The organism is Bacillus salitolerans (assembly GCF_042680805.1).
In the GTDB taxonomy this organism is placed as follows: domain Bacteria; phylum Bacillota; class Bacilli; order Bacillales; family SA4; genus Bacillus_CJ; species Bacillus_CJ salitolerans.
The window spans coordinates 123639-139419 of sequence record NZ_JBHUEM010000011.1; the positions used below are offsets into that span (position 1 = coordinate 123639).

The window sequence follows — 15781 nt, forward strand, 5'->3', positions numbered from 1 at the left end:
ACAAAACATGGGTAACAATTCCCAATAATAATCTATTCTTATTTAATATACCGATACTTGTAATTAAGATACAATAATAGTAACTCAAAAAGTTATAAGAAGGTGAATGCATTGATAATAAATCTAAAGAAATTGTGTCTTCTTTTTACAGTACTGACGCTTGTTTTTTTTAGTCTCTCTACATCTACACTAGCTGCACCGATCGATGATGTTAGAAGCTATATTAAACAATATTATGTGGATCAAGTAGATTCAGAGATTCTCAATCTTCCTACGATTGACGAGATTTTAGGAAAGTTAGATCCATATTCCACTTACTTTACAAGTGAAGAATACGGGGAATTTCTTGATTCCTTAAATCAATCGTTTGTTGGGGTAGGAATTTCGTTAGAGGCAAGTGAGAATGGGATATTCATTACAAGAGTGATTGAAGGAAGTCCAGCTGAAAAGGCAGGGCTTCATGCCGGAGATCTGATCATCGAGGTCAATGGGCAAGATGTCACCTCTGATTCAATTGAGGCTCTTATGGCAAAATTGAAAGGTAAAGAAGGAGAACAGGTCGAACTTACCGTGTTAAGAGAAGGGGTAAAGATTACGAAGTCCATTACTCGTGCAAAAATCACCCTCCCAACTGTCACGTCTAAAATGCTAGCAGGAAACGTTGGCTATATGTCTGTAGCTAGCTTTAACGAAAGTACGATTCTAGAAATGAAAAAAGCGATGAAACGATTAAGTGGTGCAGTACATTGGATTGTCGACCTGCAGCATAATCCTGGGGGATATGTATATGTTGCACAGGAAATGGTCGGGATGTTTCCACAAACGACAAACTCGTTGATTGTAGAAACGCGACATGAATCCACAACGTATAAAGCGATCAAACAAGATGTAACCTTTAGTGACTCCGTTGATCTTCTCGTAAACCGTTATAGTGCGAGTGCTTCGGAAATTGTTGCGGGTGCAGTAAAGGATGCAAATGCTGCGACTCTATACGGGGAAACAACGTTCGGAAAAGGGTTGATGCAAAGCTTGCTTACTTTACCGAACAATGATGTTTTAAAGCTAACAACGGCTAGATTTTATACACCAAATCATCATACCATTCAAGAAGTCGGTATCACCCCGCACATTGAAACAAATCGACCATTAGGACTTGCTCATCGTCATTTCTTAGTTGAACAATTCGATGCATATAAAGAGCTTAACAGTTTAACGGATGTACCTGTATCAAAAGAATTTACGGTATCTTTATCTAAGCCATATAAGCCTACGTCCATGACAAAGGATATCATTCAATTGATACAGTTAGGTGGAGACGTTGTTGACATCGAGCTTGATTATGTGAGTCCTACAAAAGTAAAAGTAATTCCTAAGCACGATATGATTTCAGGTGGAGACTATCTTTTAGTTATTCATCCTGGCTGGGAAACGTTAAAGTCTAAATCTACTTCTACTACTGGTAGTTTTATTGACATTTCCGTAAAATAGTCTTTCATCAAAAACAAAAGGCGCAAGCGCCCCGTTTAGCCACGACAAGCAAATGTTCCTAAATGAGAAAAAGGGTGCTTATCCCTTTTTACTCATTTAGGGTTATTTGACCTCGAGTGGCTGGGTGCTGGAGCTGGATTTAGCAGTAACATTGTATAAACTAAACACCAGAAACTTATACGTTCTTAACTTATAAGAAACCCTCCACCATAATGGTGGAGGGTTTTTGTTTACTATTATTTAAATGAATCTTCTAACACACGAGCTAAAAATACAGCTAGTTGAGCACGATTTGTTGACTCATTCGGTGCGTAAGATCCGTCACCTTTTCCAGTTGTTACGTTTTCTGCTGCTAGACTGTTAATGTATGCTGCCGCCCAGTGACTTGTAGGAACGTCAGAGAACTTTGCATCATATCCAGCTTGCAGGTCAAATGCAACAGATAAGATCTTTGCCATTTGAGCACGTGATAATGAATTATCTGGCATAAACTTACCATTGCTTCCGGAAATGATTCCTTCTGCTTTCGCAGCAGCAATCGCTTTATAAGCCGGGTGAGAAGCCGATACATCACTAAAGCCTGGATCAGGACGATTTTCTGTATCTAATCCTAATGCATTTACAATCCACTCAATCGCATCTGAACGTTTTACATGATCATTTGCACCGAATGAACCGTTGTCATATCCATCTACTACACCTAAGCGACTTAGGAATGAAATTTCTTCTGAAGCCCAGTGGCTAGCTGAAACATCCTTGTAGTTATCAGCAGCATCCATACCGCGGTAAATGTTTACTTCTCTAACAGTTTTATTACCAGCAATATCTTCTACTTCTACTAAGAATGTATTCTTACCTGACTCTAGCGTAACTTCCTTCGTTACACTATGTTGAAGTGTTTTCATTTCAAGTGGTTGGTCAAGCAACTGCTTGAACTCTTCATTACCATCAATATAGAAATACAGCTCACCGAAGTTGTCTTCAACTGCTACAGTATAAGAAGCAGTCTCAGTGTTTGCATCCACAAACAATGGAGCATCAACTGTTACTTTTGGTGCTGTTGCATCTACAAAAATACTACGAGTGTAAGTAATTTCATTACCTTCACTATCCACTCCACTAATTACAATGTCATGCATTCCATCCACTTCATATTGAACCGTTGTGTTAAATGTGTAGTGGTTGTTTGCTTGATCCCATGCAAGTTTCACAGACTTTCCGTTTACTGTAATAGCATCAACATCAGAAGCATCTGTTACATACCCGCTCACTGGTACTGTTCTAGTGTTTACAGGCTCTAATGCTGCTGGAGTTTCTGCTACCACAAACGGAATTTGTGCATCTCCTGAAACCACAACTACTCTTGCGTTTCCAGCATAATCGTACGAAATAACCTTGATTGCTGCATCCTCAGATACATCCTTTAAATAGTATCTCGTTGTATCTTTAGAAAGTGGAGCGTCTAAAACAGACTTACCATTCACTTGAATGTCAAGGTGTGACACACCTGAACCACTATCGACAGTAAATAAGTCAAGCACCCCTGTTTCTTCTTTAAGAGTAGCTCTTAAACCAGGTGATTTTGTATCAACATAAACTGGATATTCACTTACTTGCCACTCTGCACCTGGATAGTCTAGCAATGTTTTAATTTGAAGGTAATATAAACCATCCTTCGTTACACTATTTTTTATTTTCCCATCCCAAGCTGCACGATCGAACAGAGTCGTTGTTTCGCTTGCAAAATAGTTTTTGCTAATATCTGTTTCAGTATTTAATTTGCGTAACACCTTTTTATTCTCGTCTAAGATAGAGAACTCAACATTTTTTGCATTTCGTAGGAATGATAATAATGGTATTGCTGCATCTAGTTGGCCATCCCCATTTGGAGAAATAGCAAGACTTCCATTATATAATCCCTCCACTGGGTTATATCCTAAGTATTCGTATACTGGTGTAATTTCACCATTTACTTCTTCATACTGGATATTAGATGATACTAAACCAGACTCACCGTAATAGGAGTTTTCATCAGATAAGAAACCATCTAAAACTGGCGCATCGTCCCAATCACCGTGGAATCCAACGTAAGGAACTGTTAATGCAGGCAATGTATCGTTAATATCAACTAACTTTACAAAACCTTCCACAAAATAACCATTTTCAAATACTTCATCTAAAGGTAAGTTGTTACCCCAATCGATTACATCTGTTAAATCAACTGTCACTTCAAACGTTTTGGATCCATTTGCAGGAATCGTTAATGTTTCAGAAGAGAAGCTGATTGGGAAATCACCAACCCAAGGTGCATCCTCACCAATTGTTCCATTTTTAAAGATACCTTGTGCTTCTAATTGATTTACACCACTGAAAACGAGGTCTGTTTGAACATTTCCTTCCACACGATAAGTTACTTCTTCGCTTCCAAAGTTATGTGCTTTTAATGAGAATGTGATGACATCGTCAACCTCTTTAAGTGCAACCTTAGCCTCATTTGAGTTAGCTTCTGTTACAACAACTGGCGTGCTCATTGCACCGTATAAATTCATCAATCCAGCACCTTGACGACGAGGTGAATATGGATTTCCTACTCCATAGTTTGCGTTATATGTTCCCATATCCGCAACTGTTGTTGAAGTATTCATTAAAATATTTTTCGCCATTACAACACGATCTTTACCAGAAAGTCCAAGCTCCTCATCTACACGGTGAAGAACTAGTGCTGCACCACCAGAAACGTGTGGAGCCGCCATTGACGTTCCGCTCATTAATCCATATTTATTATCATTCAATGTAGATAGAATGTTATTACCTGGTGCAGTAAGCTCTGGTTTGAAATCTAGGTTTGGCGTTAATCCCCATGAGCTAGACTCAGCAAGTGCACCAGCATCTGGGTTTACTGCTGTTACCTTTTCCCCGTTAAACGTAATGCTTACTTTTTCTCCAGCATCTAGTTGAGCCTTGATTCCATCACCATCTTCTTTAAGAACAAAAAGCTGTGGAATAGTAATCGCTGGATCAGACGCCATGCTTACATAGCCAGCTACATTATTAAAAACAATAACACCTACTGCACCATTAGCTTGTGCGTTTAATGTTTTACTTACAAACGTGGACTCTCCGCGTTGTATTAAAGCAATTTTTCCTTTTACATCCACACCTGCAAAGTCATCAGCATCAGGTGAAGCAGCTGAATTTCCTGGAAGGCGGCCTAATCCTGCATACACAACCTCATATGTTTTTGTAGATAGATCATTTGGATGAATACTTGATGAGGAAATAAACGGAACAGAAACCGTTTCATCACCATTTTCGTAAATAAATCCATCTAGATCTATATAATCATTTTGCATATTTGCAACAGAAGTAGAATCATAAGATACGCTTGGCGATCCTACCATACCTATGTCAGGGTTTGAGCTAAATGGATTCACATCAAAGCCAGAACCAAATTGGCTTGAGTTACCCGCAGAAATCGATACATATACCCCATTGTCAACTGCGCGAGCGACTGCTTGCTGATCAGGGCTTTCTCCATCAACGAAAGCTGCTGGTGAACCTAAACTCATGTTAATAACATCTGCACCTAAAGCAATTGCATCATCAATTGCTTTAATATAAATATCGCTGTAAGTTGAAGGCATCATCGGATCATTACCAAACACCTTCATCGCTAGAATTTGAGCTTCTGGAGCAACTCCCATAATTCCGCCGTTTTCTTCATCACCATTTGCTGCAACTGTACCGGATACGTGCATACCATGCATCGATGCATCCGGTCCTAAGTCTAAAACAATGTTATTTTTATCCATATAGTTATAACCAAATGGAACCTTCTCAGTGAAATACTTTCCTTTAAGTCCCTTTTGAGAAATTACAGTATCTACTACTTCTTTTGTTAAAGATGGCTGTGTTCCTTCACTAAGAACCATGTCCTGGTGGTTTGGGTCAATACCTGTATCCAGAACAGCTACTACCATACCTTCGCCCTTAAAGTCAAAATCAGCCCAAGTTTCTTGTGCCTTTACCATGTTCTTACTATAAATCATATCAGGCTTTACAGAGCTAAGGTTTACCTCTGGACGCGTGTACTCAGTCGCTAAATATACTTTTTTTACATTAGCTAATCTTTCAATTTTTGCGATATTTCCATATTCAACTTCACCACTGAAGCCATTGAATACAGTCGTAAAGCTTTGTTCATATGTAATATCAATATTGTGTTTTGCAATATCCTTTTTAACAAAGGCTTGTTCATTAAGTGCTTTGCCGATTAAATCAGCTTGCTTCGAAGCAGATAAATCAGTAAAGCGCATTTGCTCTTTTTGCGCATAAATGATTCCTGGATCACTATCCAGTTCAACAATTACACGTACCTTATCTGACGAGCTATAATTGCTTACATTATCAGACGAGGTAGCTGCCGCAACGGCAGAAAAATTTGAAAATACCATGATGAATGCTAATAATAATGCAAATCCTCTTTTCACGAATTTGTTTCCCCCTTAAGTATTCTGAGAAATTTCTACTAATCTATCTAAATTATCTATAGATTGAGAATTTTTCCCTATCTATTAGTCTATTAATAAAATTACAAATAGTCAAACTATTTTATCCCAGAATATTGACAATATCCTTATTCTTATATAATGTTTTTCGGAAATGGCACTTTTTGTCGAAATAAAAAACACCCTTTAAATAAGGGTGCGAAAACTTGATCTCTATTGATTAAAATATCGATGTGTCCTCATTAACATCGCAGTAAACTGGGCGCGTGTTATATAATCTGTTGGCCTATAGTTTTCTTGTTTCGTGATTATTCCAATATCGACTAAATGCTGAATGCTATTATACGCTTGGTGTTCCTTCACAATATCTGAAAACTCAAATGGTGTTTTGTTAAAAGGAGTTTCTGCAAGATCTAATGCTCTTGCTAAAATTAGTGCCATTTGAGCTCTTGTAAGCTTTTCATCTGGTCTAAAGCTTCGATCAGCATATCCGTTGATAACCCCCTTTTCATAGGCGGAAAAGATAGCTAATGATCCGGGCAGATCAAATGAAATGTCTGTAAATGGACCTTTAAAGCTAGAAGGAGTATTCCAATCGAATAAACGGGATAGCATCATCACACTATGCCTTCTTGAAATATTTCCTTCTGGAGAAAATGTACCATCACCAAATCCATTTACATAATAACGGTCATATGCCTCTGAAATATCTGCAAAAGCCCAGTGATCAGTATTTATGTCTGTAAAAGAAAAGGGAACACGTTTTGTTGCTTCTGCTTTTACTAGTAATGATTCATTACTAATAATGGAATGTGAACGATCAAAAACAATTGCACTAAGCCTAATCGAGTCTTTTGTAATAGGGAAATCTTTAAAATTAAACTCAACCCAGTTATTTTCAATTGAACCTTGATACAATAAAGTTGTATCCGCATAGATTAGAAGTGAATGTCCAATCCATTTGTTTGACACCCCAAGTACATGAGTCTCTTTAGTAGAAATCATCTGTCCTTCCTTTAGTGTATACCAGTCTAATCCGGAAGTACTGCTTGCTTGAATTGCTGAATTTATCTGCAAAACGCCTGATCCAGATTGAATATCGTAACCTTTAGTCTTAATATCCATACTCGTAGAAATAAGTCGGTCTCTAATCTCTGGTAGACTAATAGTTGGATATGTTACTTTTAATAGCGCTACTGCTCCTGTTACGTAAGGAGTTGCCATCGACGTTCCTCTTAAAGATCTGTACTCATTATTTAAGTACGCGCTATTCATGTAATCACCGGGAGCACTAAGATCGACTTCCCAGCCGTAATTGGATATTGAGATAATTCCCTTACGGTTGTCACTAGCTGCAACTGTTATCACCCCTGGATAGGAGGCAGGATAAATATTCTCAGTGGACATATTCCAATTACCTGCCGCAGCAACAATGGGGATGTTTTGTTTAAGTCCACTTATGACCGCTTCACGAAGCATCTTTGTCTCGCCTCTGCCAGCAAGGCTCATATTAATGACGTCAACCTTCATAGACACTGCATCTAAAACGGCTTTGCTTACCTCAAAATCCCCACCGTTTCCATACCTATCTAGTACTTTTAACGGAAGTATATCTATCCCAGCTTTACCTAGGACACCAGAATACCCAACACCATTGTTTGAACAAGCTGCTAAAATTCCTGTAACATGTGTTCCATGACCGAATCGATCTTCACCGTAAGGTAACTTTTCCTTATAATCTACACTTAAGCTGTAAAGAATATTATCACAAAAGTCCTCATGGACTGTAATACCAGAATCAATCACTGCCACAACAAAATGATTTACACCAACAATGTGAAATAATGGCTTCACTTGCCATGATTCAGTTCCGGTAATAACAATCTCTAGCTTGGAATAAGCTATTGTTTTATCTAGTAAAACGTCAAGCTTTTGTAAATTCCCTGTATTACCAGCCAAACGTTTACCATCACCGTATACTTCAATTCCCCATTCTTGCTCTACATGATCGGCGCTTACTGAAATTCTAGATAGCTTTTCTTTATTTACTTGAATGGTCGCACGTTGAAAAGCATTGAGTGTTTCGTTATACGTAGTTGCTACCTTTGTATCAAATTGTATCGTTTTTCCTTTTAATTTGTTTGTTAACGAAGGTTGCTTCTGCCATACCTTCTCCACATCAATATGAGATATTCCCCATTGTTCTGATAATTTCGGGTCATTAAAGGTAGCGTCTAAAGCTGCCCTCTTTTGAAAATTTGGTTCTATTGTAATATTAAAACGGTTCTTAATGTAGGATTGTTCCGCGTCACTTAACAAAGCTTTCGCCATTAACTCATGCTCATTAAGATAGCCCTCACCAATAAAGGATTGAACCTCTTTCATTTGTGCTTTATTTTGGAAATATAAAATCCATTCTTTTTCTTCATTATTTGCTTCAACAATTTGGAAGGTTAAACTAAAGAATAATAGAATAAATAGTAGGAGGCGGAGTTGTTTCATGAAGTTATTCCTCTCTTAATCTTTTAATCTATTATAGCAAAAAGAAGTAGAATTAATATTAAGAAAATGACTACAATCCGCATCCAAAAGTTGCTAGTGCAATGTCCATTTACTTCAAGTATTATCAATAATGATGACTATATAGAGGGGGCAATAAAGATGAATTTTAAAAAATGGATAACAGCGATGACGACAGCTGCTCTACTTACGGTACCATTTTCGGCTCAGGCTGAACAGGTAAGAAGCTACGAATCGTATATTCCCGTTGATATAGATGAAAATTGGGCATACGATCAATTAGATAATTTTCTTAATGCTGATGTTATTACAGGGTATCCTGTAGAGGATGGTTATGTGGAATTAAGACCTGATGCTACCATAACTCGTGCACAATTTATTAAAATCCTTGTGAATGCACTTCAGTTAACGAGTAACCAATCTGGCAAGAGTTTTACAGATGTAAAAGCTGATGACTGGTATGCAGAATATGTTCAAATTGGTAGTAGTTTAGGAATAATATCAGGAAGTAACGGTAAGTTCATGCCAGATCAAAAAATAACTCGTGAACAGCTTACAGCTTTTATTATTCGCGCATTTGAAAATACGATTGAATTTAACGGCACGCCAAAAGCTTTTACCGATGTTCCAAATGGATATTGGGCAAAAGACACGATTGATAAAGCATCTTCACTTGGAATCGTGAATGGGTATGACACTCTATTTAAACCACGTAATCATGCAACTCGTGCACAAGCCATGGTAATGATACAACGAGCTCTTGATTTAGAAACGAACCATCTTCCTAGTGAGCAAGCGCTACATGATGTAGTAAAAAGCTTTGTTCAAGAAGAAAATCGCTTATTTGAAGCTAGTGACTTTACAGGATTACAAGCTCATTACAGCTTAAACACACTTGGCTACTATCGTGCTCTTGCAAGCTACGGGCTTGAAGAATACGAGGTAATGATAGAAGAGGGTGTAGGATTTACAATTTCGATTGAAGACACGTTTGGTGTATCCGTCTTATCCGCAACCGATCGATATGCAACAGTTGAGGTAACAGACCTTATTTACTATTTCACCATTTCTGAGGGTGACATGACATACGAAAATACGATGACACTTGATGGTGTCTATCATCTCCAAAAACAAGCAAATGGAAACTGGAAAATTTATAACTATGCACCAGCATTTGATAACGCAGAAGTTATTGATGTTCAATAATTTGAAAGATCCAGCAAAAAAATGCTGGATCTTTTTCTATATTCACTGAACCAAACGCTTTTTGACGATGTACCGAAATACCACAAACAACAGTAAGCTTCCAAGTGAAATCACTAATCCTGGAACAAAGCCTGGAGATATATAAGACATCGAAAGTTGATGGTTTCCTCCATTTACTGGAATCGCCGTAAAACCACCAAGAGCTATACTAGGTTCTACCCGCTTCCCATCTACCTCTATCGTCCAGCCGCGGTCATAGGGAATCGAAACAAACAGCCAGCCTTTCTGCTCTGCCTTACTATTTCCTTTTAATGTTCGACTAGTCCAATCTGTAATTTCAAGAGGTGATTTCTGTAATTGGCTGATCGCCTGACTATATTGAGCGATATCCAAACCATACCAAAGCATGTCAGTAAATTCATAAAAGGCTGTATCTAAACGAAGCGTAACGGTAACCTCTTCATTCTTGAACAATCCTAAATTAAAGATACCTTTGTTGTAGGTTTCGGGATATACACCTACTTCATGTCCATTAATAAAAATAGTAAACGTTCGGTCACTAGATGACTGAGAGTAAAGATATAGTTGTTGTTCTCCCATTACTTGGAATGTATACTCAATCTTTGCATCAATGCCTTGCTCTAGCTTTACAAGCATATCTGCATCTTTTGATTTACGTAACTCTGCATTTTCATACGTTATACTTTTTATAGGTAGCTTGTTAAAATAAGTAGCTCTGTTGGAATCAACCATCGTACGAATCAACTTGTTCTGTTCCTCAAATCGATTCCGATCACTATCCACTTCTTGTGGCAGATCGTTCACAACATATCCGATAGGTAAAGAGAATTGATTACGAAAAACACGATATCCATCATGTTGAAGCTCATTGACCTTTGTATATCCATATCTACTTAGCTCTTCTTTTTCACTAACATAATACTTCTGACCAAGAAGAGCATCGGTGAACAGAGTACCGCCTTTATTCGAGACCCATTTATTGTTATAGGTGGTGTAGCCGAGTGTTTCCATTGATTGGACGGTCTCCATGTCAATCATTGAACTAAAATGCTTCATCCCCTTATATCCATATCGAAAAGGTTCATTCATACTAAAAAGACCATCACCCTCTGCCCGAAATAGAGTCGTGTCATAATCCTCAAGCTCATTAAAAATACTTCTAAGTTTGCGACCTTCAGAAAACTCCGTTCTCCCTGGCGGAGGTGCTTCCACACTTACATACCTTATCACCAAGTAGGCATTCGCCGTCATATCAAACATCACAAACCCTAAGACAAGAATGGAGACCACAGCTTTTAACTTAGGAAGATATACCTTTAGAAGTAATAAAAACAAACCTAGTGATAAAAGGGCAATATTGATATATAACGCACGTTCTGTCATAAGCTCTAGCTTCATTTTTTGTACCCATATAGCCGCCCCAACCAGTAGGACGTACATAGCAGCAAGCCAAGGAACCTCTTGTTTTTGCACATGCTGATACGCTCTTATTGCTACATATAGAATGACAAACGAAAACAAAAACGAATATCGGAACGGGAAAAGATTCGGCTGATCAAATGCGTGCCACACTAGATTTAACGTAGATATTTGAAAACTTGCAATCAATATAAGCATCAGACTGCCGAACAGGAGTTTTTCCTTTAACGAAATGTTCTTAATCCAAAAGAACACACTTGCAAGTAGTAGCGGTAATAGCCCTGCATATACATTTGGTAGCCCGTCCACAATGGAATCATACGATCCAAAATACAATTTAGAGAGAAACTGTGTGAGCGGAAACAATGAGTAGAAACTTGTATCTGGCACTATTTCGTTTGCCGTTTCACCTAGCGATAAATAGGTAGGTACGATGATAAATGCCGATAACCCTGCTGCGATCAATGTACACATAACAAATAAGAAAAAGGATACGAAGGCTTGTTTCAGCCGATGGTCATTTGCTTGTATCACTTTTATTACAAAATAAAAAAATACAAATAATCCAACCATAAATGCCATGTAGAAGTTTGAAATAAATAATAGCGCTAACGAGATGGTAAGCAAAGTAACTCTTCTCGATTGAATCAACCGATCAACACCTATTAAGATAAGTGGTAAATAAATGAGAGCATCCATCCACATGATATTCTGAAAATAGATCAGAACATATGACATCAACGCATACGCTGTTGAAAAAATGAGACCTTCTATCGAAGAGCTTTTTAAGGACCATCTACAATAGAGGAACATTGTAAGTCCCATAAAGCCCACTTTTAACATGACAAGCAACGCGATTGCCTCAGGTAAATACGATCGATCAAACAAGAGAATGACTGGGTTAAACAGACTAGATAAATAATAGCCGAATAGACCAAGGAAATTCGTTCCTAGGCCTGCTTCCCAGCTATAAAATAAATTCTTATCTCCTCTAAACATATCATAATACTGATAGAAAAATTGAATATACTGGCCGTACATATCCTTAAATAATATCGTATGTACTCCAAATGGGTACACACCAAATAGGAGAAACACTGTTGCAATACATAGAAAAGGTATGAAAAACGCCAGGATATAAGAATAAATGGAGCGATTGTACATTCAAGAACTCCTAACTTGTTTTTGTTTCATCTTTGACAAGAATCTTTTTCGAAATAATAAACGTAAATGGAATCGCAATAACGGATGCCAGCAGTGGTGAAATCGTCTCGTTTAATTTCATCACTTCGACAAGTAGAAATATCGCCGTGCTCGTAACCGTTATATTGACAACATAAGTTAGTGGAAATTGGAAAAACTTCTTCCATGTCGGTTTCGTCTTATACGTAAAATAGGAATTCATAAAGAAGGATCCAATCATACTAATTATAAAGGCTAACACATGTGATACCATGTAATGCCAGCCAAACAGATGAAAAAATAGTAAATATAACACATAATAATTAAACGTGTTCATAAAACCAACGATAATGAATCTAATAACCTCGTGAGGTATAAACATGTTCCTTAACCTCTTCTCCCTTACGAACGTTTTCCTCTTCAATAATGTAATGAGGTCGTCTTTTTATCTCATAATAAATTCTTCCAATATACTCCCCAATCACGCCAAGGAATAGTAATTGTATTCCACCAAGCACTAAAATAGAAGCAATCGTTGTAAAATAACCAGGTACATCTATACCATAGATTAAATTCTGTACTAATGACACAAACACATATAGAATGGCAAAAACAGTCGTGATTATGCCTAGGTAAATGGATATACGAAGAGGCTTATTATTGAAGGAAATCACCCCATCAATTCCATAGCTTAGAAGCTTTGAAAAGGTCCATTTACTTTCACCAGCATCTCGTAATACGTTTTCATATTTAATAACCTTTTCCTTGAAGCCAATCCAAGAAAAGAGCCCTTTTGAAAAACGATTGTACTCATTTAAATCTAATAAGGCATTAACAGCTCTTCTGCTTAACAAACGGAAATCCCCTTGACCATTCACAAGCTTCACATCAACAAGCTTATTAATCATCTTATAATACAATCTAGATAATACCGTTCTACCAAACGAGTCTCCTGTTCTAGTCCGCTGAGCAATGACTTGGTCATAGCCTTCATGATACCCTTCTACAAGCTTTGGTATAAGGGAAGGTGGATGCTGAAGATCGGCGTCCATAATAATGATGACATCTCCATCTGAGAAAGAAAGGCCGGCTAGCATGGCCGATTCCTTCCCAAAATTTCTGGAAAACGTAATATACTTCACACGCTCGTCCTTTTGAGCAAGAGCCTTTAAGATCGATAACGTATTATCTTTACTCCCATCATTCACAAGAACTAGGTTATACTCAAATTTTTCCTGTTCAAGTGTTTCGGTTATCACTTTATAAAATTGTTCAATTACTTTTTCTTCTTCGTAGCAAGGTACGACAATCGAAAGTTTCATTTTGCATGCCACCCAATTGAATTTTTATGTGAATGTATTATGCAGTTTTACCACAAGTAACCATTCGTATTACTTGTATTTTAGCAGTATTCACAAAATATAAATATATCGGATCGTTTCCCTCTCTCTAGACAAGATGTAATGTATTTATTCACTTAATTTAATTATTGCGATATGATCTACTATTTTGATGGAGCCATTAGCCGGCCAGACGGGCATTTCCAAGAACTCCTCGCTATTTAAAATCGCTTCTTGTTCCCGTTCATTTGCAAGCTTGAGAGATTTCCCAAAATAATTCGCGAGCATGTATTGATAGTGATACGGTTGAGCTAAGATAATTTCGCCCATCGCACCAGTCATCGTTGGAATGTTTTCCGGAATTCTTTCGGAAGCATTTTTTGTCTTCATTGTAACCCTACCATACACAAAAAGCTTTTCCACATCCTCATAACCTTCTGTTTGCTCAACCCGGTCCAATATCCGGTTCACAAGTGCGTAAGACTTTTCATATTTTAAGGTCATATTAAAATAGGCAATGTTATCAATAAGAGCAAAGTTAAAGATGGTTAGTGAAACGAAGACCACTACTCCCCAAGAGTTCAATCTTGCACCGAAAGTAGGTACCTCCAGTCTGTCATAAAGAATGATCGGAAGTAAGTAGAAGCTCGATAAAGCCATGACCATCAGCATATGATACTCCACACCAGGTGAAACAAAGTAAAGACTAAATGATAAGATAGGTAAGCTCACGATACAGAAAATTAGTAATAGGAAGTGAACGGGCTTCACATATATTTTTTTCTGAATCGCCACTACTAAAAGGATAAGTACGACCAAAATCAGCAGGCCTACATTTAAAAGCTCAAATAGTTTAATGGGGTTAGTCGTTACAAACCCTCTAAAGAAAAACTCAAGAGAAGCTTCTTTAATTTTCGAAAATTGATCACTATATGTACCAGCTGTCGTTCCTACCTCATTTAATCCTTGATAATCTGTAATTGTTCCGCCAAACCAAATTTGATAGGCTTTAAACGTTAACGTGTATAGTCCCATACCAATCACGGTCATACTTACATATCTTAAAAGATATAGAAAGAATGATTTGATTGACACTGTTTGAAATAAAAGTTCACGAATAAACCAGATAGAGATTACAGTTAGTATCAATGTTAAATTCGCTTGATATATTCCAACACTTACAAAGAGAATAACGGCACCCGCTAGAAAGCCAAGCTTATATTTCTTTGTAACCAGGATAGCAAGAACGGCTAATAGATTTCCAGCCATGTACCCGTCTGCTGTAAACATGTAGGAAAACGTTGCAGCGACAGTTGGAAACGTTATAATCAGTCCCGCTGTTAAAATGATCGATAGCTTCTTTTTGAGTTCAAAAAGCTCGGTAAGTAGGACTGACATAATCGATAAATATAGGATCGATAAACTCCCAATGACCCAAGGTAAATCAAAGTAGGAACTGATTCCACTAAAGGATCCTAGAAAAAACCGACCGGAACCGAATTTTCGCTGCGTATTATAAATATTAATCAAGCCATCATGATTCGGCAGCATGTTTGTAAACACATACATATGGGTAAAAAAGCCGATTAGCAGTGCAGCAATAAATGCCAAGCGCCATTCAGGCTTTATTCGTTCATTCCATTTCTTTAGCAATTCTTCAGGCATAATAAACTCCTTTTACGTCGCACGTTGAAAATATACGACTAAATATAGCATACCAAGTATTGCTTCTCAACGTGAGGTTTGCAATCATATTGAGTACTTTTCTATCCCTTAGTGGAACTAATACATTGAATTTTACTTTTCCACGCTTTGTTTCTTGCCTCGTTTTGCGATTTACTTATCTTGTTTCTATTTTTATTAATCTCTCGTTACATTTTGTTCGTCGTAACTATAGTTGCTTTATCTTCGACTTTATTCTACACTACCCTTTCCTTTAACTCCATACACACTTCACCAAGGAACGACAACATTCCAAAGATTTCTCACTGTAAGTAAACCTTTTGAGACGATTACTAGGCATAGAATTATCCCACTACCCCTTTTCCCTTTATCCACTCCTAGATATATAGTATGATAGAATGGTAAAATTTCCTT

General features: G+C 37.5%; 8 protein-coding genes. 2 read left to right on the top strand and 6 right to left on the bottom strand.

The genetic code is table 11. The features are described 5' to 3' along the window. The first annotated feature begins 111 nt into the window (after nucleotides 1-111). Nucleotides 112-1488, top strand: a complete 1377-nt coding sequence (locus tag ACFSCX_RS09610) for a S41 family peptidase (protein ID WP_377927996.1) — start codon at nucleotides 112-114, stop codon at nucleotides 1486-1488. A 236-nt stretch (nucleotides 1489-1724) separates the two neighbouring features. Here ACFSCX_RS09610 and ACFSCX_RS09615 read toward each other — a convergent pair whose 3' ends face one another. Next, on the bottom strand, nucleotides 1725-5978 hold the full coding sequence (locus tag ACFSCX_RS09615; RefSeq protein ID WP_377927997.1) for a S8 family serine peptidase: 4254 nt from the start codon (nucleotides 5976-5978) through the stop codon (nucleotides 1725-1727). A gap of 231 nt (nucleotides 5979-6209) precedes the next feature. Then, nucleotides 6210-8498, bottom strand: a complete 2289-nt coding sequence (locus ACFSCX_RS09620; RefSeq protein ID WP_377927998.1) for a S8 family peptidase — start codon at nucleotides 8496-8498, stop codon at nucleotides 6210-6212. A 159-nt stretch (nucleotides 8499-8657) separates the two neighbouring features. On the opposite strand from ACFSCX_RS09620, the gene ACFSCX_RS09625 reads away from it, so the two are divergent. After that, on the top strand, nucleotides 8658-9722 hold the full coding sequence (locus ACFSCX_RS09625; RefSeq protein WP_377927999.1) for an S-layer homology domain-containing protein: 1065 nt from the start codon (nucleotides 8658-8660) through the stop codon (nucleotides 9720-9722). A gap of 42 nt (nucleotides 9723-9764) precedes the next feature. Here the strand turns inward: ACFSCX_RS09625 and ACFSCX_RS09630 are convergent, their stop codons facing one another. The 4 genes from ACFSCX_RS09630 to ACFSCX_RS09645 form a co-directional block, all read right to left on the bottom strand. Beyond that, the gene (locus ACFSCX_RS09630; protein ID WP_377928000.1) at nucleotides 9765-12326 is read right to left on the bottom strand and encodes a YfhO family protein; all 2562 of its coding nucleotides are present in this window, start codon (nucleotides 12324-12326) and stop codon (nucleotides 9765-9767) included. Between the two features lie 10 nt (nucleotides 12327-12336). Further along, the gene (locus ACFSCX_RS09635) at nucleotides 12337-12726 is read right to left on the bottom strand and encodes a GtrA family protein (RefSeq protein WP_377928001.1); all 390 of its coding nucleotides are present in this window, start codon (nucleotides 12724-12726) and stop codon (nucleotides 12337-12339) included. Further along, nucleotides 12701-13666, bottom strand: coding sequence for a glycosyltransferase family 2 protein (locus ACFSCX_RS09640; protein WP_377928002.1), 966 nt, complete (start codon nucleotides 13664-13666; stop codon nucleotides 12701-12703). Before ACFSCX_RS09640 ends, ACFSCX_RS09635 begins: the two co-directional genes overlap by 26 nt. Nucleotides 13667-13813: 147 nt before the next feature. Further along, nucleotides 13814-15349, bottom strand: coding sequence for a glucosyltransferase domain-containing protein (locus tag ACFSCX_RS09645; RefSeq protein ID WP_377928004.1), 1536 nt, complete (start codon nucleotides 15347-15349; stop codon nucleotides 13814-13816). Nucleotides 15350-15781: the final 432 nt, after the last annotated feature.

Coding starts and splice junctions, on each gene's coding strand:
- ACFSCX_RS09630 (WP_377928000.1), bottom strand. CDS start 12,326: ATGTACAATCGCTCCATTTATTCTTATATCCTGGCGTTTTTCATACCT.
- ACFSCX_RS09625 (WP_377927999.1), top strand. CDS start 8,658: ATGAATTTTAAAAAATGGATAACAGCGATGACGACAGCTGCTCTACTT.
- ACFSCX_RS09620 (WP_377927998.1), bottom strand. CDS start 8,498: ATGAAACAACTCCGCCTCCTACTATTTATTCTATTATTCTTTAGTTTA.
- ACFSCX_RS09645 (WP_377928004.1), bottom strand. CDS start 15,349: ATGCCTGAAGAATTGCTAAAGAAATGGAATGAACGAATAAAGCCTGAA.
- ACFSCX_RS09640 (WP_377928002.1), bottom strand. CDS start 13,666: ATGAAACTTTCGATTGTCGTACCTTGCTACGAAGAAGAAAAAGTAATT.
- ACFSCX_RS09635 (WP_377928001.1), bottom strand. CDS start 12,726: ATGTTTATACCTCACGAGGTTATTAGATTCATTATCGTTGGTTTTATG.